The sequence below is a fragment of the Rhodococcus sp. PAE-6 genome (genome assembly GCF_025290685.1).
GTDB classification, from domain to species: Bacteria; Actinomycetota; Actinomycetes; order Mycobacteriales; family Mycobacteriaceae; genus Rhodococcus; species Rhodococcus pyridinivorans.
Map to the genome: position 1 here is coordinate 321042 of NZ_JAOCLZ010000003.1, position 21341 is coordinate 342382.

The following is a 21341-nucleotide window of genomic DNA, read 5'->3' on the forward strand; positions in this document are numbered from 1 at the left end:
GCGGGAACCCGGACCCATGGCTCAGCACGCCCACCCGGCAGTCGCTGCGTCGGGACGATGGATCGATACCGACGGGATCCGCTACCCGTCCGGCGACACCCACGCATGGACGCCCGGCACCAATCAGACCCTGTGCGGGGTGCCGCTCTCCCGTGCCCGACTCGACCGCTTTCCGCACGTGCCGTGGAGCGACGCGCTGTACCTGGCGGAGCTGAGTGAACACGGAGTCGTCCCGTGTCGTCGCTGCACGGCGGCCACCCGCAACGACCGGCCGCGGTGGACCCGGAAGAACCCGCGGCCGTGAGCAGTTCGTCCGGGACGCCGAGTGGGGTGGCATTGTCCAGTACGTCGACACCTCCCATTCGACACCGAAACGAAATCGGACATAATAGGCTTTATGTTTCGGCAGGAAATGACATGAGGACTCCGATGGGTAGTCACGTATCGGATCTGTGTCTGTCCTGCGGTCGTGCCGGTTGCACCCAGCTCCACCACCGGTCCCTGACAGGGGCGATCGGCATCGGGCGCGTACTCGCCGAGATGGCGATCCGAGCGGGTGATGCCCGCGACCAGGTCGTCGCGGTCGGAGACGCGATCGCCGATCTCCTGCTGTACCTCGCCGATGCACACGGTGTCGCCGCGGCGCAGAAGGCCTCGGAGCACGGGCAACTCCACTTCCACGGGGACTGGATCGCAGCCGGACGCGTTTGGGGTCCCGAAGATCCCTGACCTGCAGGGAAGATCCGGGACGGTCGCGGTGTTGAGACGACCGTGCAGGTGGCGTTGTCGTTGCTGGACCGCTCCCGGACCCGGGAGGGGCAGCCGGACGCTGCCGCATTGCAGCAGACCCTGCGTCGCGCCGAACTCGCCGAGGCGGCCGGCTACCACCGCTTCTGGGTGGCCGAGCACCACGCCGTCCCAGGCATCGCGTCGGGAGCTCCACCGCTGCTCATCGGCACGATCGCGGAGCGGACGAGCCGGATCCGGGTGGGATCCGGCGGCGTCATGCTGCCCAACCATCAACCGATCGTCGTCGCCGAACAGTTCGCGATGCTCGAAGCGATGCACCCGGGACGGATCGATCTGGGTGTCGGTCGTTCCCTCGGATTCACCGCGCCTGTGCGCGATGCGCTGCGGACCCACAAGGCCGACGCGGACGACTTCGCCGCCGACATCGAGGAACTGCGCGGTTATCTGCACGGCACCGCCGAAGTGACGGTGCGTCCTCGACTGTCCGAGCCGCCTCCGATCTTCGTCCTCGGCACCGGGCAGGGTATGCGGCTGGCGGCGCGTCTGGGCCTGCCCGTCGTCGTCGCCGGACCGCTTCTGTGGCAGGGATCGGAACCGTTCGACCGTTATCGCGCCGACTTCCGCCCGGCCACACCCGGCGCTGAGCCCTATGTTGTCGTCGGCCTGGACATCCTCATCGCCGACACCGAAGCCGAGGCTCGGGAGCTGCAGCTTCCGGAGGCCTGGGCGATGGCCGTCTCACGCGAAGAGGGGGCGTTCCCGCCGCTGTCCCCGATCGAGGAGATCCGCCGGCAGCCGATGACCGAGCGGCGCCGCCGCATCGTCGACGAGACCGCGAAGGGTTCGCTGGCCGGCACCGAGGATCAGGTGGCCGAAGGGCTCGAGAAACTGCTCGCCTCCACCGGGGCGAACGAGGTGCTCAGTTCCGCATCCACTTTCGACACCGACGCCCTGTACAACTCCGATGCGCGACTGGCGAGGATCTTCGGTCTCTGAACGGAGGGTGGAACAGATTGTCCCGCTCAACGATTCAGATCGATCAGGCGAGCGCTGCCCTGCGCCGCCGCACACATCTTCTCCGTCCCGTCCTCGGTGACGGCGTAGATCTCGCAACGACACAGTGCCTGCCTGCGACTGGTGCTGACGATCGTGGCGACCGCGCGTAGGAGTGCGCCCCCGGCGGGCCGCAGGTAGTCGAGGCTCATGCCGGTCGTCACGATCGACGGCCCGAGGGCCGTGCCTGCGGCGAACGTGAGCGCATTGTCGGCCGCGTAGGCCAGAACACCTCCGTGCGCGAAGCCGAACTGCTGGAGCAGTTCCTCCCTGAGCGGTACTTCCAGGACTGCCCGGCCGCGCTCGTACTCGGTCAGACGGGCTCCGATCAGGACGCTGAACGGTTGCGATGCCAACACCTTCCGGGCATCGGCGAGGGTACGGATCTCGGCGATCTTCTCCGACATGCACAGCAAGGTACTCCGCTCCTCGGTTCCCGACCGCCACATCGGAGCGGCCGGCAGTCACTGTGCGGAGGCGACGATCGAGCGGAACTGTTCGCGCAGGGCCTCCGTGAGGTCACGGTGTTCGGGGACGAGATCGGGGTCGACGACGACCGCCACGGTCAGCGTGCCGGCATAGGACAGGGCCGCGAAAGCGACAGCGACGTTGCCCGTGGTGACGATCATCGGCACCATCGACGCGACAGGCACTCCGGCAACGGTGAGCGTCGACGACGGTCCCGGCAGGTCGGACAGGAACGAGTTGACCCGGCGCTGCCGGTCCACGAACCGGCGGAACGCCCCGACGGCCGCAAGGGCGCGGAAGACCGGACCCAGTAGTTCGGCAGACAGGCCCCGCACGTTCGCCTTCTGCAGTCGGGTCGTGCGGGAGACGGATACCGACCGGTGCTCCGGGGTCCCGTCCAGCGGTACCCGGACGGGCATGACGCCGACGCGATTGCACAGTTGCCCACCCGTGGCAGCGGTGCGGGCGGAGACCGGCACCGAGATCATCAGCTCGGACGGGAACTCGCCGCGCTTGTGCAGGATGGTGGCGAGGGCGCCCCCGACGGCGACCAGCAGCACATCGTTGATCGTTGCGTCCCACTGCCGTCCCGCCCGACGGAGCGTGTCCAGATCCACCTCGACGGTCCTGAGCGCCAGACGAGACCCGATGGGCGCGTTCAACGAACACCGCGGGGCACGTCCGCCGGCGCCCCTCCCGAGTTCTGTCCATGCTGCAGGAAGACGCGCGACGGCTCGCGGTGCCCGGCGGAGCGCCCGCAAGTGACCGATTACATTGTCGTAGAACAACTCTCGTCTGGTTGGTTGCGTTGAAGCGCGCTGTTCGGGCATGGGCGGTGTGCTGTCCGTGCCGTCGACGAGATGCGCCAGGATCGACAGACCACCGATCCCGTCGGCCAGGACGTGGTGCAGCACCATCACCAACGCCGTGTGCCCGTTCGGGTCCGCGATGTCGGTGACGAGCAGCGCGCGCCACAACGGTTGCGATCGGGGCAGCGGCCGGGTAAGAGCGTCCGCGGCGAGCGTCAGTGCGGCGTCCCTGTCGCGGGGACCGGGGCACCGCACCTGGGAGAAGTGGGCATCGATGTCGAAGTGGGCGTCGTCGAGCCAGTAGGGACGCCCGAGTCCGAAGGCCGGCTCGATCAGGCATTGCCGCAGGCGTCGAATCCGGACGAGGCGTTCGGCGAGCACGGTCATCAGTGTCGTGGGGTTCGTCAGGTTCTCACCGGCGAAGAAGATCGCAGCACCGACATTCATGGGTACCCGTCCCACGTCCGAGACGAGTTCGATCAGGTCTCCGGGACCGATGCGGTCGATGCCGTTCGAGGCCGCCACCCTTCGAGGATGACAGACGCACGCTGTCCGTCTATTGCCTACGGCCGAGTAGGGGAGCAGTGTGAACACGGGTGGTTTCGGGTGGGGGGTCGCGCCGAAACGACCGGCGACGCCGCGTCGGCGCCGCCCTGAGGAGAGGGGTGCCGATCGTGTTTGCACGCTCCACCACAATTCATGCGCATCCGTCGTACATCGACGCCGGGATCAAGCACGTACGCGACATCGTGATGCCTGCCCTGGCGGACATGAACGGTTGCCTGGGGCTGTCCCTGCTGATCGACCGCGGCTCGGGCCGATGCATCGCCACCAGCTCCTGGCGGGACGAGGACGTGTTGCGCTCCAGCGAAGGCATGGCCCGCATGCTCCGGGACGAGGCGGCCCGGATGTTCCATGCCACCACGGACGTGGCCAACTGGGAGATCGCCGTCATGCACCGCGATCACCACTCGACCCGTGGGTCCTGCTGCAGTGTCACCTGGGTCGACATCGATCCCGCGCAGGTGGATCGCGGTGTGGACATGTGGAAGATGGCCGCGCTGCCGCGGATGGAGGAACTCGAGGGTTTCTGCAGCGCCAGCCTGATGCTCGACCGTCCCGGTGGTCGCGGGGTGACCTCGTTGACGTTCGACAGTGCCGAGGCGATGGACCGCACCAGAGCACATGTCGACGACATCCGCTCCGAGGTGACTCGGGCAGCAGGCGCCAGGGTGCTCGATACCGGTGAGTTCGAGCTCGTCATCGCCCACCTCGACGTCCCGGAAACGGTGTGACCGCGGGTCTGCGGCGCGGGTGATATCCGTTCACCCGCGCCGTGGCCGTCCGCATTCGTAATAGACCACTCGGTCCGCTGACCTGGGAAAACGCCGAGACCGTCCGCATTCGAATTGCCCGTCCGTAACCGTCCTGTGTCTAATGAACGGGTACGAGCACGCCGCGCAGGGGAAGTAAGGCGCGGCGCACCGCTGAACGATGGGTTGTGGAATGTTCGAAAAGCGAGCTTTGTCGAACGGTCGCCGCACGGGCCGCCGATCTGCGCGGATCGGTGCTGCACTCGTGGGCGCAGCCGCCGTGGCACTGGCCACCGCCGGTCCTGCGAGCGCGGCACCGCTGTGGCCCGGTGGGCCCGAGGTGCCGAGTGTCCAAGAGCTGATCGAAGGGCTTACGCCGCCCGGGGTGACGCCGCCGCAGCTTCCGCCCCAGCTCGCTCCCGAGCCGGCCGCCCCGTTCTCCGCTCCGTCCGTCAACCCGTCGAACGGGGAGACGGTGGGTGTCGCGCAGCCGATCATCATCCGCTTCAACGAGGCCGTCGGAGATCGTGCAGCCGCCGAACGCGCCATCCGCATCACCACACAGCCGCCCGTCGACGGGCACTTCTACTGGGCGTCGAACACGCAGGTCCGCTGGAAGCCGTTCGAGTTCTGGCCTGCGAACACCGCGGTGACCGTGAAGGCCGGCGACACTCAGTCGTCGTTCACCATCGGTGACGCTCTGGTGACGGTCGCCGACAACAACACCAAGACCATCACCGTCACCCGTAACGGCGAGGTCGTCCGCACCATGCCGACGTCCTTCGGCAAGCCCGGCCACGACACCCCGAACGGCACGTACATCGTCGGTGAGAAGTACCGCGACATGTACATGGACTCGTCGACCTACGGGGTGCCCGTCGACAGCCCCGAGGGATATCGCACCTACGTCGAGTACGCGACGCGGATGTCAAACAGCGGCATCTTCCTCCACGCCGCACCGTGGTCGGTCGGCGCGCAGGGCAACACCAACGTCAGCCACGGCTGCCTCAACGTGAGCACCGAGGACGGCAAGTGGTTCTACGAGAACGCCAAGAAGGGCGATCCGGTGATCGTGCAGAACACGGCCGGTGGAACCCTCAACGGCTGGGACGGTCTCGGCGACTGGAATCTCTGACACCGACGCACATCTCCGACGCCCCCTGCTTCCGGTTCGTAACGTTCGTCCGGAATAGCAGGGGGCGTCGCCCTTTCGTAACCCATGGTTCGTTCTGTCGGCACACACTGCTCCGGTGTCACCGAGTCCGGAACGAACCCTGCCGCAACACGAACGCGGCCTCCGCCACCGCCCGTGGCGCGATTACGCGCTCTTCGCGGCATTGGTCGGGCCCAATCTCGCGCTGTTGATCCTGTTCACCTACCGGCCTCTCGCCGACAACATCCGGCTCTCCTTCTTCGAGTGGAACATCGCGAGCCCGAACTCGACCTTCGTCGGACTCGCCAACTACCGAGAATGGTTCACGCGTCCCGACAGTTGGGAGATCGTCGGCAACACCATCGTGTTCACCGTGGCGACCGTTGCCGGTTCGATGGCACTGGGACTCGGGCTCGCACTGCTTCTGGACCGTAGGCTCCACGGACGCAATCTCGTCCGGTCGGCGCTGTTCGCACCGTTCGTCATCTCCGGTGCAGCCGTCGGAATCGCCTTCCAGTTCGTCTTCGATCCGAACTTCGGTCTGGTGCAGGACGTCCTGACCCGGGTGGGAATTCCGACGCCGGACTTCTACCAGGACCCCAACTGGGCGTTGGTGATGGTGACCCTGACGTACATGTGGAAGAACCTCGGCTACACCTTCGTCATCTATCTCGCTGCACTGCAGGGACTCCGGCCCGAGTTGAGCGAAGCCGCCGCCATCGACGGTGCCTCCCGGGGGACGACCTTCCGGCGCGTCGTCCTTCCGCAATTGCGGCCCACCACCTACTTCCTGTCGATCACCGTGCTGCTCAATTCGTTCCAGGTCTTCGACATCATCAACGTCATGACTCGTGGGGGTCCGTTGGGGACCGGCACGACCACGATGGTCTACCAGATCTACGACGAGTCGTTCCGCAACTTCCGTGCCGGCTACGGCGCCACCGTTGCCACCATCATGTTCCTGGTACTGCTCGCGGTGACCGTTTATCAGGTGCGCATCATGGACCGAGGAGGTCACTCGTGACCGCTGTCGCGGAGAAGTCTGTCGTGCACCTGGTCGCACCCGCAGACGAAACGCGTTCGCACCGAAGACGAGAGCGCGCCGTCACGGCTTTGGCCTATGTCGCCATGGTGCTCGTGCTGCTGGTGGTGGCTCTGCCCTTGTACTGGATTGTCGTGACATCGTTCAAGGAGCGGCCCGACATCTACACGCTGCCGGTGACCTGGTGGCCGAGCGTCTTCCATCCGCAGAACTACACGGAGGCAACCGAATCTGTGCCGTTCGGGTTGTTCCTGCGCAACTCGATCGTCATCACGACGATACTGGCGACGGTGAAGTTCGTCCTCGGAGTGTTCAGTGCGTTCGGTCTCGTGTTCCTGCGGTTCCCCGGCAAGAACATCGTCTTCCTCGGCATCATCGCCGCGCTGATGGTGCCGAACCAGATCACCGTCATCTCCAATTATGCGCTCGTCGCGGACTGGGGTTGGCGCAACACCTTCCAGGGCATCATCGTGCCGTTGGCAGGCGTGGCCTTCGGAACGTTCCTCATGCGCAACCATTTCCTGTCCATTCCGGCCGAGATCATCGAAGCCGCACGGATGGACGGAGCGGGCCCGTTCCGGCTGCTGTGGCGCGTGGTCCTCCCCGTATCCGGCCCGACCATGGTCGCGTTCGCGCTCATCACCGTCGTGAACGAGTGGAACGAGTATCTATGGCCGTTCCTGATGGCCGACGACGCATCCGTTGCGCCGTTACCGATCGGGCTGACACAACTCCAGAACAACGACGGTGTCACGAACTGGGGTCCGGTCATGGCCGGCACCGTGCTCGCGATGCTGCCGATTCTCGTGATTTTCCTTGTGCTGCAAAAGCACATGATCAAGGGCCTCACCTCCGGTGCGGTCAAGGGCTGAATCCTCAGGGAGCTGGGAATGGACATCAGGAACATCGACAGGCGTCGTTTCCTCGGGCTGACCGGTCTCGTGGCTGCGAGCGCTGCGCTGACCGCATGTGCAGGGACGGGCGGTGGCTCGTCCCAGACTTCGGGAACGGGATCGGTATCCGGCGATGCATCGCGGATCAGCTTCTGGTCCAACCACCCCGGCAAATCCCAGGACGTGGAGAAGGAGCTGATCCGGCGGTTCCAGGACGCGAACCCGGGCATCACGGTCGATCTCATCGACGGTGGCAAGAACTACGAGGAGGTCTCACAGAAGTTCAACGCCGCGCTCTCCGGCGGCGACCTGCCCGACGTGGTCGTGCTGTCGGACGTGTGGTGGTTCAACTATGCGATCACCGGTGCGATCACCCCGCTCGACGATCTGTTCCGCGAGGTGGGAGTGGACACCGGCGACTACGTCGATTCCCTGCTCGCGGACTATCTCTACGAGGGGAGTCACTTCGCTCTTCCGTACGCGCGGTCGACTCCGCTGTTCTACTACAACAAGCAGGTGTGGCAGCAGGCCGGACTTCCCGATCGCGGACCCGACACCTGGGAGGAGTTCGACGAGTGGGGTCCCCGCATCCAGGGGGTGGTCGGCGACGGCAGGCTCGCGCACGGCTGGGGCAACGCCAAGGATTACCTCGGATGGACCTTCGAGGGCCCGATCTGGACCTTCGGTGGTGCCTATTCCGACGGATGGGACCTGAAGTTCACCGACGAGAAGACAATTGCGGCAGGTGAATTCCTGAAGCGCATGATCCACGACAAGAAGTACGCCGCGGTGACGACCGATATCGCGAACGACTTCTCCGCCGGTCTCATCGCCTCCACGATCGCGTCCACGGGAGACCTGTCGGGTATCACGCAGAACGCGTCCTTCGAATTCGGGACGGCCTTCCTGCCGGCTCCCGAAGGCGTCGCGGGATGCCCCACCGGTGGTGCGGGTCTGGCGATTCCGTCCGGTATCTCCGACGAACGCAAGCGCAATGCCCTGAAGTTCGTCGAGTTCGTCACCAACGGCGACAACACCGCGTACTTCTCACAGAACATCGGTTACATGCCGGTCCGGAAGTCCGCGGTGGACAACCCCGCCATGAAGGAGTACCTCGAGGACAACCCCAACGCACGGACCGCGGTCGACCAGCTGGCCGTCACGCGCTCCCAGGACTACGCCCGGGTGTTCGTCCCCGGTGGCGATCAGATCATCGGGACCGGCCTGGAACGGATCGCACTGCAGAACGCCGACGTCGCAACGACCTTCGCCGACGTGCAGCAGCAGCTGCAGGCGGTCGTCGACAGGCAGATCACCCCCAACCTGAAGTAGAAGGAACACCATTGGCTGCCATCGCCTTCCGCAACGTCACCCATCGGTATCCCGGTGCCGATCGTCCTGCCGTGGACCGACTGGACCTCGACATCGAGGACGGGGAATTCCTCGTCCTCGTCGGGCCCTCGGGATGCGGCAAGTCGACGAGCCTGCGCATGCTCGCCGGTCTCGAGGCGGTCGACTCCGGGCGCGTGGAGATCGGTGGTCGTGACGTCACAGGACTGCCACCGAAGGCCCGTGACGTCGCGATGGTTTTCCAGAACTATGCGCTCTACCCGAACATGACCGTGGCGGAGAACATGGCTTTCGCTCTGCAGAACGCGGGGATGAAGAAGGACGAGCGCACGGCCCGAGTGCTCGAAGCCGCCCGGATGCTCGAACTGGAATCACTGCTGGACCGCAAGCCCGGAAAGCTGTCGGGTGGTCAGCGTCAGCGTGTCGCGATGGGGCGCGCGATCGTCCGTCACCCGGCAGTGTTCTGCATGGACGAGCCGCTTTCGAATCTCGATGCGAAACTGCGGGTCAGCACCCGCGCGCAGATCGCCGAGTTGCAGCGGTCGCTCGGCACCACCACCGTGTACGTGACCCACGACCAGATCGAGGCGATGACGATGGGAGATCGTGTCGCCGTCCTGGAGAACGGCCGCCTTCAGCAGGTCGCGTCGCCTCGGAAGTTGTACGACGAGCCGGTGAACACCTTCGTCGCCGGGTTCGTGGGGTCGCCGGGGATGAACCTCGTCGAGGCAGCTGTACACGACGGGTACGCCGAACTCGGAGCGCTGCGAATCCGCGTTCCGCGTTCGGTGGATTCCGATCGCGTGGTGATCGGGGTCCGTCCGGAATCGTGGACGACCGTGGGGGCGTGGCGATCCGACTCCTGGTCGCTACGGACGGTCCTGGTCGAGGAACTCGGTGCCGAGTCGTTCGTGTACGCGGTGCCGAAGGACACCGTGGACGGAGATGCCGACAGGATCGTCGTCCGGTGGGATCGGCATGTGCCCGTCTCGTCGGGTTCCGAGATCCACGTGATCCCGAAACCCGACGAGGTGTACTTCTTCTCCGCACGGACCGGGGTTCGGCTCGGTGCTACTGCTCCGCTACCAATGCGTCGATCTGGTTGATGGCGGACGAGGCGCCCTCGACCACGCCCATGTCCAGAACCTGCTGGAGCGCTTCGGCGCTCTCGTAGGTGCTGACATAGGTTGCGCGCGTGCCGCCCTCGAACTCCTCGAAACTGTAGACGCACCGTGAGACGGGTAGTTCCGGCTTCGGGGTGAAGTCCGGCTCCGCGAAGCCGTCCAGGAACGAGAAGCCCGTCGGTTCGTCGACGGTAGTGATATCCCAGTAGCCGGCGTACTTCTCACCATCGGGGCCGGTCATGAAGTAGGTGGTACGGGTGCCGGGCTTCAGATTGTGGTCGACCACCGTCGCGGGGAAGGTCGGGGGTCCCCAGATCTTCTCCAGCTGACGGGGATCGGCGTAGACCTGCCAGATGCGGGACACCGGGGCGGCGAACTCCGCGGTAATGGTCAGGGTCGGCTGGTCGGAGTCGTGCCGGACGTCGGTTACAGGAATTTCTCAGCCTTCCTCGGAGGATTCGGATGCGATGAGTTCGTCGATGCGCGCGATGCGTCCGCGCCAGAGCTGCTCCATCTCGGTGAGCATGGACGCCACCGACCGCACTGCCGCCACGTCACCACTGGCCAACTGCTCGCGACCGCTGCGTCGCTTCACGAGCAGACCGGCCTTCTCCAGCACGGCGACGTGTTTCTGTACTGCGGCGAAGGACATGTCGTAGTTCGCTGCGAGAGCGGACACCGAGTGCTCCCCGGCCAGGACGCGTCGCATGATGTCTCGTCGGGTCCGGTCGGAGAGCGCGTGGAACAGGGCATCGGCCCGGTCCTCGTCGTCTCCGCTCACATCCCAAATGTACAACCGAATGATTGTATGTCAAGAGTTCGAAGCGATCACGAGTCGGTCGCCGTAGGCTGCCCGCTTCTCCTCGTCGAAGCCGCCGTCGGTGACGATGCACGAGACCTCGTCGAGGCTCGCGACCCGGGCGAGCGCGCGCTCTCCGAACTTCGAACGATCCGCCACGACGATCGTCTTCTCGGCCGACCGGATCATCGCCCGCTTGATCGGGATCTCCAGCGTGTTGGTGTTGGTGATGCCGGCAGTGGGGTGCACGGCGTCGGCACCGAGGAACGCCCAGTCGGCCGAGTAGTCCGAGAGGAACTGCACGGCATGGTCGCCGACCAGGGTGTAGACCGAGCCGAGGAGCTCGCCTCCGGACACGAGAAGCCGGACATCGGGAAATGCCGCAACGTATTTCGCGATACGCAGGTCATTGGTGAGGACCGTCAGTGACGCCTTGTGTCGCAGTGCGACCGCTACCTCGTAGGTTGTGGATCCACTGTCGAGCACCACGCTGTCGCCGTCGGACACCATGGCGGCCGCTACCGCCGCGATCGCCACCTTCTCCTCACGGCGTACGTCCTTCTTGAGGGCGTACGGCACCTCGAGGCCCGCGCCCTCGACCGCTCGGGCGCCCCCGTGCGTGCGCTCGACCTTCCCTTCACGGGCGAGCGAATCGAGGTCGCGACGGATCGTGGACGCGTCGACGCCGAGATCGGCCGAGAGGGTCTTCGCATCGACATATCCGTCGGCGAGGATTCGGTGGAAGATCTCACGTCGCCGTGCGGTCGCTGACACGATTGCTCCTAGGGCTCTGGGCACTCGAATTTTTGGGTACTCGGACGCCGTGGTCGGGGGTCGGTGCACGACCATAACGCACGGGCGACACACCTTTGCGTGGATATTGACACTGTCTGCGCTCAGTGTGCATGATTTCGTGCAGGATTTGCGCGATAGTGCGTGATCGTTTCGCTGGCACCACGTTGTTCGGAGGTTGCACGGTAATGCTGAAGTTGGGATACAAGGCGTCGGCGGAGCAGTTCGGGCCGCGCGAGCTGGTGGAGTTGGGTGTGTTGGCCGAGGCGCACGGGATGGATTCGGCGACGGTGTCGGATCATTTCCAGCCGTGGCGGCACAACGGTGGGCATGCGCCGTTCTCGTTGGCGTGGATGACCGCTGTGGGGGAGCGCACCGAAAGGTTGCAGCTGGGCACGAGTGTGCTCACGCCGACGTTCCGGTACAACCCGGCGGTGATCGCGCAGGCCTTCGCGACGATGGGGTGTCTGTATCCGGGACGGATCTTCCTCGGGGTCGGCACCGGTGAAGCACTCAACGAGATCGCCACCGGTTATGCCGGCCAGTGGCCGGAGTTCAAGGAACGTTTCGCCCGGCTGCGTGAATCGGTGCGGTTGATGCGTGAGCTGTGGCGTGGAGACCGGGTCGATTTCGAGGGCGAGTACTACACGACGAAGGGGGCGTCGATCTACGACGTGCCCGAAGGCGGTATCCCGGTCTACGTCGCCGCCGGCGGTCCGGTGGTTGCACGCTATGCCGGACGCGCGGGGGACGGGTTCATCTGCACCTCGGGTAAGGGCATGGAGCTCTACACCGACAAGCTGTTGCCGGCCGTCGCCGAGGGGGCGGGTAAGGCGGAGCGGGATGTGGCGGGGATCGACAAGATGATCGAGATCAAGATCTCGTACGACACCGAGCCGGACAAGGCGTTGGAGAACACCCGGTTCTGGGCACCGTTGTCGCTGACGCCGGAGCAGAAGCATTCGATCGATGATCCGATGGAGATGGAGGCGGCGGCGGATGCGTTGCCGATCGAGCAGGTCGCCAAGCGGTGGATCGTGGCGTCGGATCCGGATGAGGCGGTCGAGCAGGTCAGGGCGTATGTCGATGCGGGGTTGAATCATCTGGTGTTCCATGCGCCGGGTCATGATCAGAAGCGGTTCCTGGAGTTGTTCGAGCGCGACCTCGCCCCGCGCCTGCGCGCACTGGCGTGACGAAAGGCGTTGGCAGAAACATGGATACGGAAACACAGGATGTGACGACCACGGAGGCCTGGCGAGCCCTCGATGCCCATCGCGACGAGATCGCCGCGGTGTCCTTGCGGGAGCTGTTCGCGATCGAACCGCAGCGCGCGCAGGCGTTGACCTCGCACGCCGGGGATCTGGTGGTCGACTTCAGCAAACAACGTCTCACCGGTCGCACTCTCGAACTGCTCCTCCAGCTGGCGGAGCAGACGGGTGTGGCCGCGGCTCGGGAGGCGATGCTCTCGGGTGCGCACATCAACGTCACCGAGGATCGGGCGGTGCTGCACACCGCCCTGCGCCTGCCACGCGATGCGCAGTTGATCGTCGACGGGGTCGATGTCGTCGCCGATGTCCATGCCGTGCTCGACCGGATGGGCGAGTTCACCGACCGCCTCCGCAGCGGCGACTGGCGCGGCGCCACCGGGCAGCAGATCACCACGGTGGTCAACATCGGCATCGGCGGCTCCGATCTCGGCCCGGCGATGGTCACCCGCGCACTGCGGCGCTTCCACGACGGGCCGGCGACGCGGTTCGTCTCCAACGTCGACCCCGCCGATCTGACCGCGGCGCTGGCCGACCTGGACCCGGCGACGACCGTGTTCATCGTCGCGTCGAAGACGTTTTCCACCCTCGAAACCCTCTCCAACGCCACCGCCGCCCGCCGCTGGCTCGTCGACGCCCTCGGTGAAGACGCGGTGGCGAAGCATTTCGTCGCGGTGTCGACGCACACCGAGCGGGTGGTCGAGTTCGGTATCGACCCGGCGAACATGTTCGAATTCTGGGACTGGGTCGGCGGGCGTTATTCGGTCGGCTCGGCGATCGGGCTGGCGGTGATGTGCGCCATCGGACGCGAGCGGTTCGCCGAGTTCCTCGCCGGCATGCACACCATCGACACCCACTTCGCCACCACCGCCCCGGCCCGGAACGCACCGTTGCTGGCGGGGGTGATCGGGGTGTGGAATGCGAGCATCCTCGGTTATCGGTCGCGCGCGGTGGTGCCCTATGCGCAGGATCTGGCGCGGCTGCCGGCCTATCTGCAGCAGCTGACCATGGAATCGAACGGCAAATCCGTGCGCGCCGACGGCACACCGGTGGTGTGTCCGACCGGGGAGGTGTTCTGGGGTGAGCCCGGTACCAACGGTCAGCACGCCTTCTTCCAGCTGCTGCACCAGGGCACCGAGATCGTCCCCGTCGACTTCCTCGGCCTGGCCCGTAGCGGCGACGACCTACCGGCCCGCGACGGGCAGACCAGCATGCAGGTGTTGTTGCTGGCGAACATGTTCGCCCAGGCCAAAGTGTTGGCCTTCGGGCGTGATGCCGACGAGGTCCGCGCCGACGGCGTCGACGAGGCGTTGGTGGCGCACAAGGTGATGCCCGGGGATCGGCCGTCGACGACGATCCTCGCCCCGGAACTGACCCCGTCGGTGGTCGGGCAGATCATCGCCTTCTACGAACATCAGACCTTCGTCCAAGGCGTCGTGTGGGGGATCGACTCGTTCGACCAGTGGGGCGTCGAACTCGGCAAGACCCAGGCCACCGCCCTGCAGACGGTGCTCGCCGGCGACGAGATCCCCGAGACCGGCGACGCGTCCACCGACCACCTGATCGAGGTTTACCGCACCCTGCGCGACGGAGGGAGATAGGACATGCCCGCGCTGAAGTTGCTCTATCTGCCGCCTCCCGTTACCGAGGAATGGGATTGGCAGATGGACGCGGCTTGTCGCGACGCAGACGGATCGTTGTTCTTCCACCCGGACAACGAGCGGGGCGACGCGAGGGAGAACCGGATGGCCTCGGCCAAGAAGGTCTGCGCTCGTTGTCCGGTGCGGGAGAAGTGCCTGCAGTACGCCCTCGATTCCGGTGAACGCTACGGGATCTGGGGTGGGCTCACAGAGGACGAACGCACCCGGGTGAGGAAGGCCCGCCGGCGCCGCACGAGCCGGTGACGTCCGCTCGCCCTCACCCGCCGGAGACGACTTTTCCGATGACCCGCGCGGCCTCCCGGAAGGCCGCCGGATTCGGTCCTGCGTAGTTGAGCCGGAGGTACTGACCGGTGGGCTCCGCCGGGAACCACTCGTCACCTGCCGCGACGAGCACCCCGGCGGCCTCGCACTCGTGCGCGACGGCCTCGGCGTCGACGTCGTCCGGGAGCCTGCCCCACAGGTTGAGCCCACCGGACGGTAGCCCGTCGACAGCCACATCCGGTGCGAGCTCACGAAGTTCGCTCACGAGAAGGTTGCGGCGCGATTCGAGCTCGCGCCGCACCGCCCGCAGATGGGTCTGCCATGCCGGCTGGGTGACGACGTCGAGCGCGACCGTCTGGAGAACGCCGCTCACATAGACGGATTCGGCCTGCACGTCGGCGAGGATGCGTTCGCGAGCCGGTCCACGCGCGACGATCGCCGCGACCCGCACCGACGGCGCGACACTCTTGGTCAGGGAGCGGACATAGACGACGTGGCCCGAATCGTCGCGGGCGAACAGCGGAACGGACGGGACCGAGATCCCGAAGTCGTGGGCCCAGTCGTCCTCGATGACGAACGCTCCCGCATCGCGCACGACGTCGAGGACCCGCTCGCCGGTCGACGACGACCATTGCGCCCCGGTGGGATTCGCGAAGTTCGGTTGTGCGTAGAAGGCGCGGGCCCGGGTCCGATCGAAGGCGCGGGCCAATTCGTCGGGATCGGGCCCATTGGGTCCGCTGGAAACCGGTACGAGCTGCACGCCGGCCTTCGTGGCCGCGAGGATTGCACCCCAATAGGTCGGTGACTCCACGATGAGGGGATTACCGGCGCCGACGAGTGCGCGGAAGATCGACCCGAGCCCGCTCTGACTGCCGGGGGTGATGATCACGTCGCCCGCGGACGGCGGGGCCGTGCGCGCGTTCGTCGCTTCCGACAGCTCCGCGGCGAACCACTCCTGCAGTTCGGGAAGTCCTGCAGCAGGTGTCCGTCCTACAGCGGCGTCGCTGCGGGCTGCGCGTGAATAAGCTCCGCGGACAAGGCGTTCGGGAAGCAGCGTGCGGTCGGGATAGCCCGAGTGGAGTGAGACCACATCGTTGGACACGGTGCGCAGGGCGGCGGAGGCGCGAGGCAACGAGGGAGCCGTTCCGAGCGCTTCCGTCTGCCAGCTGTGATCGATCGTGTTCGACGTGCGGATCCGGCGGACGAAGGTTCCCACACCGGTGCGACTCTCCACGAGACCCCGGATCTGGAGTGTCTTCAATGCTTTCTGCACCGTGACGGGGCTGACGCCGTACTGCGCGACGAGCGATCTCGTCGACGGCAACCGGGCGCCGGGTGCTGCGGTGGCGATCCACCGGGTCAGTTCCGCCACGAGCTGGGAACTGCTACTGTTCGACATGAGATTAAAGAGTAGCGCTATCGTGTCCGGCAGGCCAGTGCTATCGTCCGATCCTCGCGGGCTCGCCTGGGGTCTGCTCGGCGTCGCAGGCTTCTCCCTGACCGTGCCGCTCACCCGCATCGCCGTCGAGAACGGGGCGATGTCACCGCTGTTCGTCGCCGCCGGCCGCGCGGTCGTCGCGGCGGTTCTCGCCGCTCTGGCGCTCGCGCTCACGGGGCAACGACTCCCGAACACGCATCAGTGGCGCAGGATCGCCGTCGTCACAGGTGGGGTGGTGATCGGATTCCCCATGCTCACCTCGTACGCCCTGACCATGGCACCGGCGAACCACAGCGCGATCGTCATCGCGATCCTTCCGGCTGCGACCGCGGTGGTCGCGGTGTTGCGGGCCCACGAACGGCCGCCCACCCCGTTCTGGGTCGCGGCGGGTGCGGGGACGGTCGCCGTCATGGCCTTCGCGGGCCTGCGTGGCGGAGGTGCCGCGGGATTCGGTCGAGCCGATCTGCTGTTGCTCGGCGCGGTGGTCGCCGCCGCCGTCGGTTACGCAGAAGGCGGGCTGCTGGCGCGGGAGATCGGTGCGTGGCAGACGATCTCGTGGGCACTGGTGCTGGGGTCACCGTTGATGGTGACACTCACCCTGGTCTCGCTCGCCGACGGACCGCCGCAGGGTGGGGTGACGCACTGGGCGTCGTTCGCGTACCTCGGCATCGTCAGCATGTTCCTCGGGTTCTTCGCGTGGTACCGAGGTCTGGCCATCGGGCCGATGGCTCGGGTCGGGCAGGTGCAACTGACCCAGCCGATCATGACGGTCGGCTGGGCCGCCTGGCTGCTGGGAGAACCATTGACATGGGCAGTGTTTGCGGGCGGTGCCGTCGTCGTGCTGTGCGCCGGCACCGCCGTCCGCGTCCGTCGGAATTGAACGTCGGTCCTTGTCGAGGAAGAAGTCCCCAGCGCGGGTTGTCGCCGACGACGGGTTCCGTGTTTTCGCTCGGAGCCACGATCTCCTCCGTAGCCTGGACGTACCACGGGCGCGGTGGGGTGACGATGAAACAGGCAGTCCTTGTGATGGTGTTGCTGCTGGTCGCGGCCTGTTCGAACGCGGGAGAGCAGGAACAGCGGACGAACGTCCCGGCGGTCGAAGCGGACTGCGATGCCGCCGACCATCGCTTCGTCTCGTCCGTCAGCGCCGACGGTCGCTATTTCGAGGATCAGTACGGCGATCCCGTCCTCGTCCGCGGTGACTCGCCGTGGTCGGGGATGGCCGACTGGTCGCCCGAGCAGGCCGAGCTGTACTTCACCGACCGCGAGAGCAACGGATTCAACGCATCGATCATGTCGGCGATCGTCGTGCCGGTGAACGGCGGGCCGAGCTACGAAGGCGCCACCTTCGACGGCATCGAACCGTTCGTCGACGGCGACATCACGCAGTGGAACGAGGCGTACTGGTCGCGCGTCGACGACTATCTCCGGATCGCGTGCCGCCACGGGAACACGGTGTTCCTGTATCCGATGGACGGATGGAATCTCACCCACGTCTTCGCCTCGACCACACCAGAGGAAGCCTTCGAATACGGCCGGAGATTCGCGCAGCGGTACGCGGAATTCCCGAACATCGTCTGGATGACCGGCGGGGACTACTCACCGGAGGCGGAGGATCTCGCGGCCGGTGCCGAGTCGGATCTCGTGCTGCACGCGATGCTCGACGGGATCCGTGATGCCGGCTCCGACGCACCGTTCACGATCCAACTGGGGTGGGACAAGCTGCTGTCCACGGATCACCCGTTCTGGGAACCGGTCGTGGACTGGAACTTCGTCTACACCTACGCGCCCACCTATCAGGCCGTCCTGCAGGCCTACGAGCGTGCCGACGGAACCCGCGACCCGCGACCCGCACTGTTCTCGGAGGGCAACTACGAAGGTGAGAACAACCAGGAGGACACGGCACCGACCACCGACGAGACACTCCGACGTCAGGCGTTGTGGGCACTGACCTCCGGTTCGCCCGGCGAGTTCCGGGGTTCCGACGACTGGGAGTTCCCGGACGGGTGGGAAACCCGTCTGGATACTCCCGCTGTCGCACAGCTGCGAGCGATACGTGAACTGTGGCAGTCGTGGCCGTGGTGGGAGCTCGTGCCGGATATCGACGAACCGCTCGTCGTCGCAGGTCGCGGCACCCCGTGGACGAGTGACGAGATGATCGACGTTCTCGACGACGAGTACGTCACCGCTGCCCGGACACCCGACGGTTCACTCGCCGTCGTCTACCTTCCGACGCAGCGCACGATCCGGCTCGATCCTGCGTTGGTACCGGAGGAGGCGACCCTCGAGTGGGTCGACCCCGCCGACGCGACCGGGCCTCGGCAGCCGGCGACTTCCGACGAGAACGGCGACATCCCTATACCGGGGCCGAACACGGATGGAGACGGGGATTGGCTTCTCGTGATCACCGAGCGAGAGGGATGAACTTTGCTGTTCGAGAATGCTGCTCTCGTCAGCGGGCGGCGAATCCCTGCGAGCAGAAACTCCATACCTCGTCGGCCGAGATGAGAAGGGTCGTGGTGTCGTCGCCCCCGCTCGACTGGGCAATGGACATCACGGTCTGCATTGTCATGGCGGCCATTCGCTTCGCGTTCGTTCCCTCGCGAAGGCTGCCCTCGGCATCGACCTTCTCCATCAGCTCCGTGAACAGCGTGAGCATCGGTGCGTGTGCGACCTTCACCTCGGCAGGATGGGTGAGCACCAGCTGCGGCGCGAGGTCGGTGAACAGGGGTCGCGGGGCCGCCGGATCGGGTCGGGACGACTCGAACAGCAGTTCCACTGCGACGCGCAGCTGATCGAGAGGATCCTTCTCGTCGGCGGCAGCGGCACGGATCTGATCGGCAGAGCGGCTCAGAGCATCCTCGAAGAGTGCCAGCAACAGCTCGTGCTTACCGTCGAATTGTAGGTAGAAGCTGCGAAGCGACTGCTTCGACCGGTCGACAACTTCCTGAACCGTGAAGTCGGTGCTGCCCTTTTCCGCGATGATCGCCTGTGCGGCATCGAGAAAGCGCTGAACGCGCTGCTCGGCGCGCAGCTTCGCGGTCCGGATGGAACGCTCCACCGCGCGCTGCTTCCAGGCCGGCTCTTCGCTGGCGCCCGTCACTGCCCGGATCGCCCTGTGTCGCGTGGAGTGGACATGGGGACACTGTACCGGAGGATAGGGAGGCAACGCGGGGCCGTCCTTCCGCTTTCCGTCCCGACTCGAGACTGTTGCTATCAGAAAAAGAAACCTTGTTCTCATCCCGATACGGCTGATTCGGGGCCGGAAAGAGGCAAGTCGGAATGCGCACCCGGGACGGAATCCGCTGCCGTTCTCGCCATCCGCTGCGGCAATTCGCTGGTTGTCAGGATGGCCGTGAGACATCCTGACAACCAACGCGGGGATCGGAGCGCACCCGGCCGGACGCCGGACCCGTCGAAGAACGGCGCGCTCTGATCTCAGTCGAGCCGGATCGCCCTTTCGGGGCAACCCCCTGCGGCCTCCCGCACGGAGTCCTGGTGTTCGGCCGGGACCTCGGACATCAGGGTGACGGCGTATCCGCCGTCGCTCAGGTCGAAGACCTCCGGGCAGGCCGCGAGGCAGACGCCGTGTCCGCGGCAGGCGTCGTCGTCGACGACGACCTTCACTTCGACTCACCTTCCGCCGGCGTGTACTCGAGGTGCAGGGCGAGCAGGCCACGCAGGATGAAGGTCGGCAGGTAACCGAACTTCCGGTCGTCCTCGGGGCCGTGCACCTTCTCGGAGATCCGGATCTCGCTGGTGCGCTCGAGCAGGCGCGCGATGCCCACGCGTCCTTCGGTTCGGGCGAGCGGGGCGCCAGGACACGAGTGCACGCCGCGACCGAACGCGATGTGGGTGCGTGCGTTGCGGCGATCGATGTCGAACTCGTTCGGGTCGGAGAACTGGCGCGGGTCGCGGTTGGCGGCGCCGTTGACCAGCATCATGATCGTGCCGGCCGAGACGTCGACCCCGCCGACGGTGGTGGGGGTCTTCGCGAGCCGGAAGTCGCCCTTGATCGGGCTCTCGAAACGCAGCGTCTCTTCGATGAAGTTCGGGATGCGATCGGGCTCGCTGCGCAGGGTCTTCTGGAGTTCGGGCTGCTCGGCGATGATCCGCAACGCGGAACTCAACAGACGCACGGTGGTCTCCTGGCCGGCGGAGAACACGTTCGCGGCGATACGCAGGACGTCGTCGACGGGCGGCAGGGTGCCGTCGGGGAAGGTTGCGGTGGCGAGGCCCGTCAGCACGTCGTCGGTGGGGTTCGCGCGGCGGTCCTCGATGTACTGGCCGAACTTCTTGTACAGGAACTCGAGCGGGTTGAGCTTCAGCGTCTCACCCTCGGTGCTGCCGAGCGAGAAGCCTTTCTCCACTTGGATCTTCAGGCCCTCGATGAATTCTTGATGGTCACTCTCCGGCACGCCCAGCAGGTCGGCGATGACGAGCATCGCGAACGGAGCGGCGAAGCCGGTGATGTAGTCGCCCTCGCCTCGGGCGAGCAGATCGTCGAGGAGGCGGTCGGCGATGCGCTCGATGAAGGCCTCGTTCTCCTCGAGGCGCTTGGGCGTGATGAGCCGCATCAGCAGGCCGCGATGGTCGGTGTGCTGCGGGGGATCCATGGTGGGGAGCTGGTCGTTCATCGGCAGCGAGGGGCGGTGCTCCTCGATGAAGTCGGTGATGTCGTCGCTCTCGGGGCAGGCCGGAAGGCCGGAGAACGGACCGGTCACCGAGATGCACGACGAGAAGGTCTGCTCGTCGCTCAGGACCTGGATCGCCTCTTCGTAGCCGGTGACCATCATGACGTTGTGGTGGGGTTCGCGCGTGACCGGGCATCCCTCGCGCAGGGCGTCGTAGTAGGGGTACGGGTCCTCGACGAGTTCCGGATCGGTGAAGAAGTTCTTCGTCTCGATGTCGGTCATGGTTCCTCCCGGGGCAGGCGGTGGCTGTGATGGAGTTCGGCTTCGCCACGCGGCGTCGCGCGCTCGAGTCCGTATCTCGACCGCACATCCAACCACGGGTTCGAAAGTTGGGCGCGAGAGGATCTTTCGTGCATTTCGGACTTGTGATGGATAACGTGACGACGATCGATGTGCTGTGTTCGATCTTGAAATGTGTGTAACCGCAGAAGCGACAACATGCCCGTACTCGAGCCTCGGAAAGTTCGGGTACGGGC

Annotated in this window: 23 protein-coding genes; 14 read left to right on the top strand and 9 right to left on the bottom strand. The window is 65.9% G+C overall.

Translation table 11 applies throughout. The features are described 5' to 3' along the window. Window positions 1-16 precede the first annotated feature (16 nt). From NVV99_RS09390 to NVV99_RS09400, 3 genes are all read left to right on the top strand, one after another. On the top strand, window positions 17-304 hold the full coding sequence (locus tag NVV99_RS09390) for a hypothetical protein (protein ID WP_024102132.1): 288 nt from the start codon (window positions 17-19) through the stop codon (window positions 302-304). A 125-nt stretch (window positions 305-429) separates the two neighbouring features. Beyond that, on the top strand, window positions 430-729 hold the full coding sequence (locus NVV99_RS09395; protein WP_024102131.1) for a hypothetical protein: 300 nt from the start codon (window positions 430-432) through the stop codon (window positions 727-729). A gap of 48 nt (window positions 730-777) precedes the next feature. Then, window positions 778-1746: an MsnO8 family LLM class oxidoreductase gene (locus NVV99_RS09400; protein ID WP_024102130.1), complete on the top strand. Its 969-nt coding sequence runs from the start codon at window positions 778-780 to the stop codon at window positions 1744-1746. A 26-nt stretch (window positions 1747-1772) separates the two neighbouring features. Here NVV99_RS09400 and NVV99_RS09405 read toward each other — a convergent pair whose 3' ends face one another. Both NVV99_RS09405 and NVV99_RS09410 read right to left on the bottom strand, forming a co-directional pair. Next, window positions 1773-2210: a PaaI family thioesterase gene (locus NVV99_RS09405; protein ID WP_041803865.1), complete on the bottom strand. Its 438-nt coding sequence runs from the start codon at window positions 2208-2210 to the stop codon at window positions 1773-1775. Window positions 2211-2267: 57 nt separating this feature from the next. Then, window positions 2268-3605, bottom strand: coding sequence for a wax ester/triacylglycerol synthase domain-containing protein (locus NVV99_RS09410; protein ID WP_024102128.1), 1338 nt, complete (start codon window positions 3603-3605; stop codon window positions 2268-2270). 140 nt (window positions 3606-3745) lie between these two features. Here NVV99_RS09410 and NVV99_RS09415 point away from each other — a divergent pair, with 140 nt between their 5' ends. The 6 genes from NVV99_RS09415 to NVV99_RS09440 all read left to right on the top strand — a co-directional run bounded on the left by NVV99_RS09415 (window position 3746) and on the right by NVV99_RS09440 (window position 9937). Next, complete coding sequence (locus tag NVV99_RS09415; protein ID WP_041803463.1) at window positions 3746-4375, top strand: hypothetical protein; 630 nt, start codon at window positions 3746-3748, stop codon at window positions 4373-4375. A gap of 211 nt (window positions 4376-4586) precedes the next feature. Next, complete coding sequence (locus NVV99_RS09420; protein ID WP_006553674.1) at window positions 4587-5528, top strand: Ig-like domain-containing protein; 942 nt, start codon at window positions 4587-4589, stop codon at window positions 5526-5528. Window positions 5529-5643: 115 nt separating this feature from the next. Further along, on the top strand, window positions 5644-6570 hold the full coding sequence (locus NVV99_RS09425) for a carbohydrate ABC transporter permease (protein WP_024102126.1): 927 nt from the start codon (window positions 5644-5646) through the stop codon (window positions 6568-6570). Between the two features lie 23 nt (window positions 6571-6593). Next, window positions 6594-7460 carry a carbohydrate ABC transporter permease gene (locus NVV99_RS09430; RefSeq protein WP_228045187.1) on the top strand — a complete coding sequence of 289 codons (867 nt, stop codon included), beginning with the start codon at window positions 6594-6596 and terminating at the stop codon, window positions 7458-7460. Window positions 7461-7484: 24 nt separating this feature from the next. Next, window positions 7485-8813, top strand: coding sequence for an ABC transporter substrate-binding protein (locus tag NVV99_RS09435; RefSeq protein WP_039585301.1), 1329 nt, complete (start codon window positions 7485-7487; stop codon window positions 8811-8813). 11 nt (window positions 8814-8824) lie between these two features. Continuing rightward, window positions 8825-9937 carry an ABC transporter ATP-binding protein gene (locus NVV99_RS09440; protein ID WP_024102124.1) on the top strand — a complete coding sequence of 371 codons (1113 nt, stop codon included), beginning with the start codon at window positions 8825-8827 and terminating at the stop codon, window positions 9935-9937. Here NVV99_RS09440 and NVV99_RS09445 read toward each other — a convergent pair. Genes NVV99_RS09445 through NVV99_RS09455 form a run of 3 tightly spaced genes read right to left on the bottom strand, consistent with a single transcriptional unit; the run spans window position 9903 to window position 11528 of the window. Next, complete coding sequence (locus tag NVV99_RS09445) at window positions 9903-10391, bottom strand: SRPBCC domain-containing protein (protein ID WP_024102123.1); 489 nt, start codon at window positions 10389-10391, stop codon at window positions 9903-9905. The two genes, NVV99_RS09440 and NVV99_RS09445, sit on opposite strands and share 35 nt — an antisense overlap. Before the next feature lie 3 nt (window positions 10392-10394). Further along, a complete protein-coding gene (locus tag NVV99_RS09450) occupies window positions 10395-10736 on the bottom strand; it encodes a helix-turn-helix transcriptional regulator (protein WP_006553668.1) in 342 nt (113 codons plus the stop codon). Window positions 10737-10766: 30 nt separating this feature from the next. Continuing rightward, a complete protein-coding gene (locus tag NVV99_RS09455; RefSeq protein WP_024102122.1) occupies window positions 10767-11528 on the bottom strand; it encodes a DeoR/GlpR family DNA-binding transcription regulator in 762 nt (253 codons plus the stop codon). Between the two features lie 206 nt (window positions 11529-11734). Between NVV99_RS09455 and fgd the strand changes: the two genes are divergently transcribed. Genes fgd through NVV99_RS09470 form a run of 3 tightly spaced genes read left to right on the top strand, consistent with a single transcriptional unit; the run spans window position 11735 to window position 14715 of the window. Continuing rightward, the gene (fgd, locus tag NVV99_RS09460) at window positions 11735-12739 is read left to right on the top strand and encodes a glucose-6-phosphate dehydrogenase (coenzyme-F420) (RefSeq protein WP_041803461.1); all 1005 of its coding nucleotides are present in this window, start codon (window positions 11735-11737) and stop codon (window positions 12737-12739) included. Between the two features lie 20 nt (window positions 12740-12759). Beyond that, window positions 12760-14412, top strand: a complete 1653-nt coding sequence (gene pgi / locus NVV99_RS09465) for a glucose-6-phosphate isomerase (protein WP_024102120.1) — start codon at window positions 12760-12762, stop codon at window positions 14410-14412. A gap of 3 nt (window positions 14413-14415) precedes the next feature. After that, window positions 14416-14715 (top strand): WhiB family transcriptional regulator, encoded by a 300-nt coding sequence (locus NVV99_RS09470; protein WP_006553755.1) that lies wholly within the window; start codon window positions 14416-14418, stop codon window positions 14713-14715. Window positions 14716-14728: 13 nt separating this feature from the next. Here NVV99_RS09470 and NVV99_RS09475 read toward each other — a convergent pair whose 3' ends face one another. Further along, window positions 14729-16132 (bottom strand): PLP-dependent aminotransferase family protein, encoded by a 1404-nt coding sequence (locus NVV99_RS09475; protein ID WP_024102119.1) that lies wholly within the window; start codon window positions 16130-16132, stop codon window positions 14729-14731. Window positions 16133-16169: 37 nt separating this feature from the next. On the opposite strand from NVV99_RS09475, the gene NVV99_RS09480 reads away from it, so the two are divergent. Next, window positions 16170-17051, top strand: a complete 882-nt coding sequence (locus NVV99_RS09480) for a DMT family transporter (RefSeq protein ID WP_006553753.1) — start codon at window positions 16170-16172, stop codon at window positions 17049-17051. A gap of 125 nt (window positions 17052-17176) precedes the next feature. Beyond that, on the top strand, window positions 17177-18595 hold the full coding sequence (locus tag NVV99_RS09485; protein ID WP_041803863.1) for a DUF4038 domain-containing protein: 1419 nt from the start codon (window positions 17177-17179) through the stop codon (window positions 18593-18595). A gap of 28 nt (window positions 18596-18623) precedes the next feature. Here the strand turns inward: NVV99_RS09485 and NVV99_RS09490 are convergent, their stop codons facing one another. The 3 genes from NVV99_RS09490 to NVV99_RS09500 form a co-directional block, all read right to left on the bottom strand. Next, complete coding sequence (locus tag NVV99_RS09490; RefSeq protein ID WP_019290814.1) at window positions 18624-19274, bottom strand: TetR/AcrR family transcriptional regulator; 651 nt, start codon at window positions 19272-19274, stop codon at window positions 18624-18626. Between the two features lie 335 nt (window positions 19275-19609). Beyond that, window positions 19610-19798, bottom strand: a complete 189-nt coding sequence (locus tag NVV99_RS09495) for a ferredoxin (RefSeq protein ID WP_006553751.1) — start codon at window positions 19796-19798, stop codon at window positions 19610-19612. Further along, window positions 19795-21087, bottom strand: a complete 1293-nt coding sequence (locus tag NVV99_RS09500) for a cytochrome P450 (protein WP_024102116.1) — start codon at window positions 21085-21087, stop codon at window positions 19795-19797. Before NVV99_RS09500 ends, NVV99_RS09495 begins: the two co-directional genes overlap by 4 nt. Window positions 21088-21341: the final 254 nt, after the last annotated feature.

What these genes read in the sequence shown, in the direction of transcription:
- NVV99_RS09405 (WP_041803865.1), bottom strand. Translation starts at nt 2,210, where the DNA reads ATGTCGGAGAAGATCGCCGAGATCCGTACCCTCGCCGATGCCCGGAAG.
- NVV99_RS09475 (WP_024102119.1), bottom strand. Translation starts at nt 16,132, where the DNA reads ATGTCGAACAGTAGCAGTTCCCAGCTCGTGGCGGAACTGACCCGGTGG.
- pgi (WP_024102120.1), top strand. Translation starts at nt 12,760, where the DNA reads ATGGATACGGAAACACAGGATGTGACGACCACGGAGGCCTGGCGAGCC.
- fgd (WP_041803461.1), top strand. Translation starts at nt 11,735, where the DNA reads ATGCTGAAGTTGGGATACAAGGCGTCGGCGGAGCAGTTCGGGCCGCGC.
- NVV99_RS09420 (WP_006553674.1), top strand. Translation starts at nt 4,587, where the DNA reads ATGTTCGAAAAGCGAGCTTTGTCGAACGGTCGCCGCACGGGCCGCCGA.
- NVV99_RS09485 (WP_041803863.1), top strand. Translation starts at nt 17,177, where the DNA reads ATGAAACAGGCAGTCCTTGTGATGGTGTTGCTGCTGGTCGCGGCCTGT.
- NVV99_RS09500 (WP_024102116.1), bottom strand. Translation starts at nt 21,087, where the DNA reads ATGACCGACATCGAGACGAAGAACTTCTTCACCGATCCGGAACTCGTC.
- NVV99_RS09390 (WP_024102132.1), top strand. Translation starts at nt 17, where the DNA reads ATGGCTCAGCACGCCCACCCGGCAGTCGCTGCGTCGGGACGATGGATC.
- NVV99_RS09395 (WP_024102131.1), top strand. Translation starts at nt 430, where the DNA reads ATGGGTAGTCACGTATCGGATCTGTGTCTGTCCTGCGGTCGTGCCGGT.
- NVV99_RS09470 (WP_006553755.1), top strand. Translation starts at nt 14,416, where the DNA reads ATGCCCGCGCTGAAGTTGCTCTATCTGCCGCCTCCCGTTACCGAGGAA.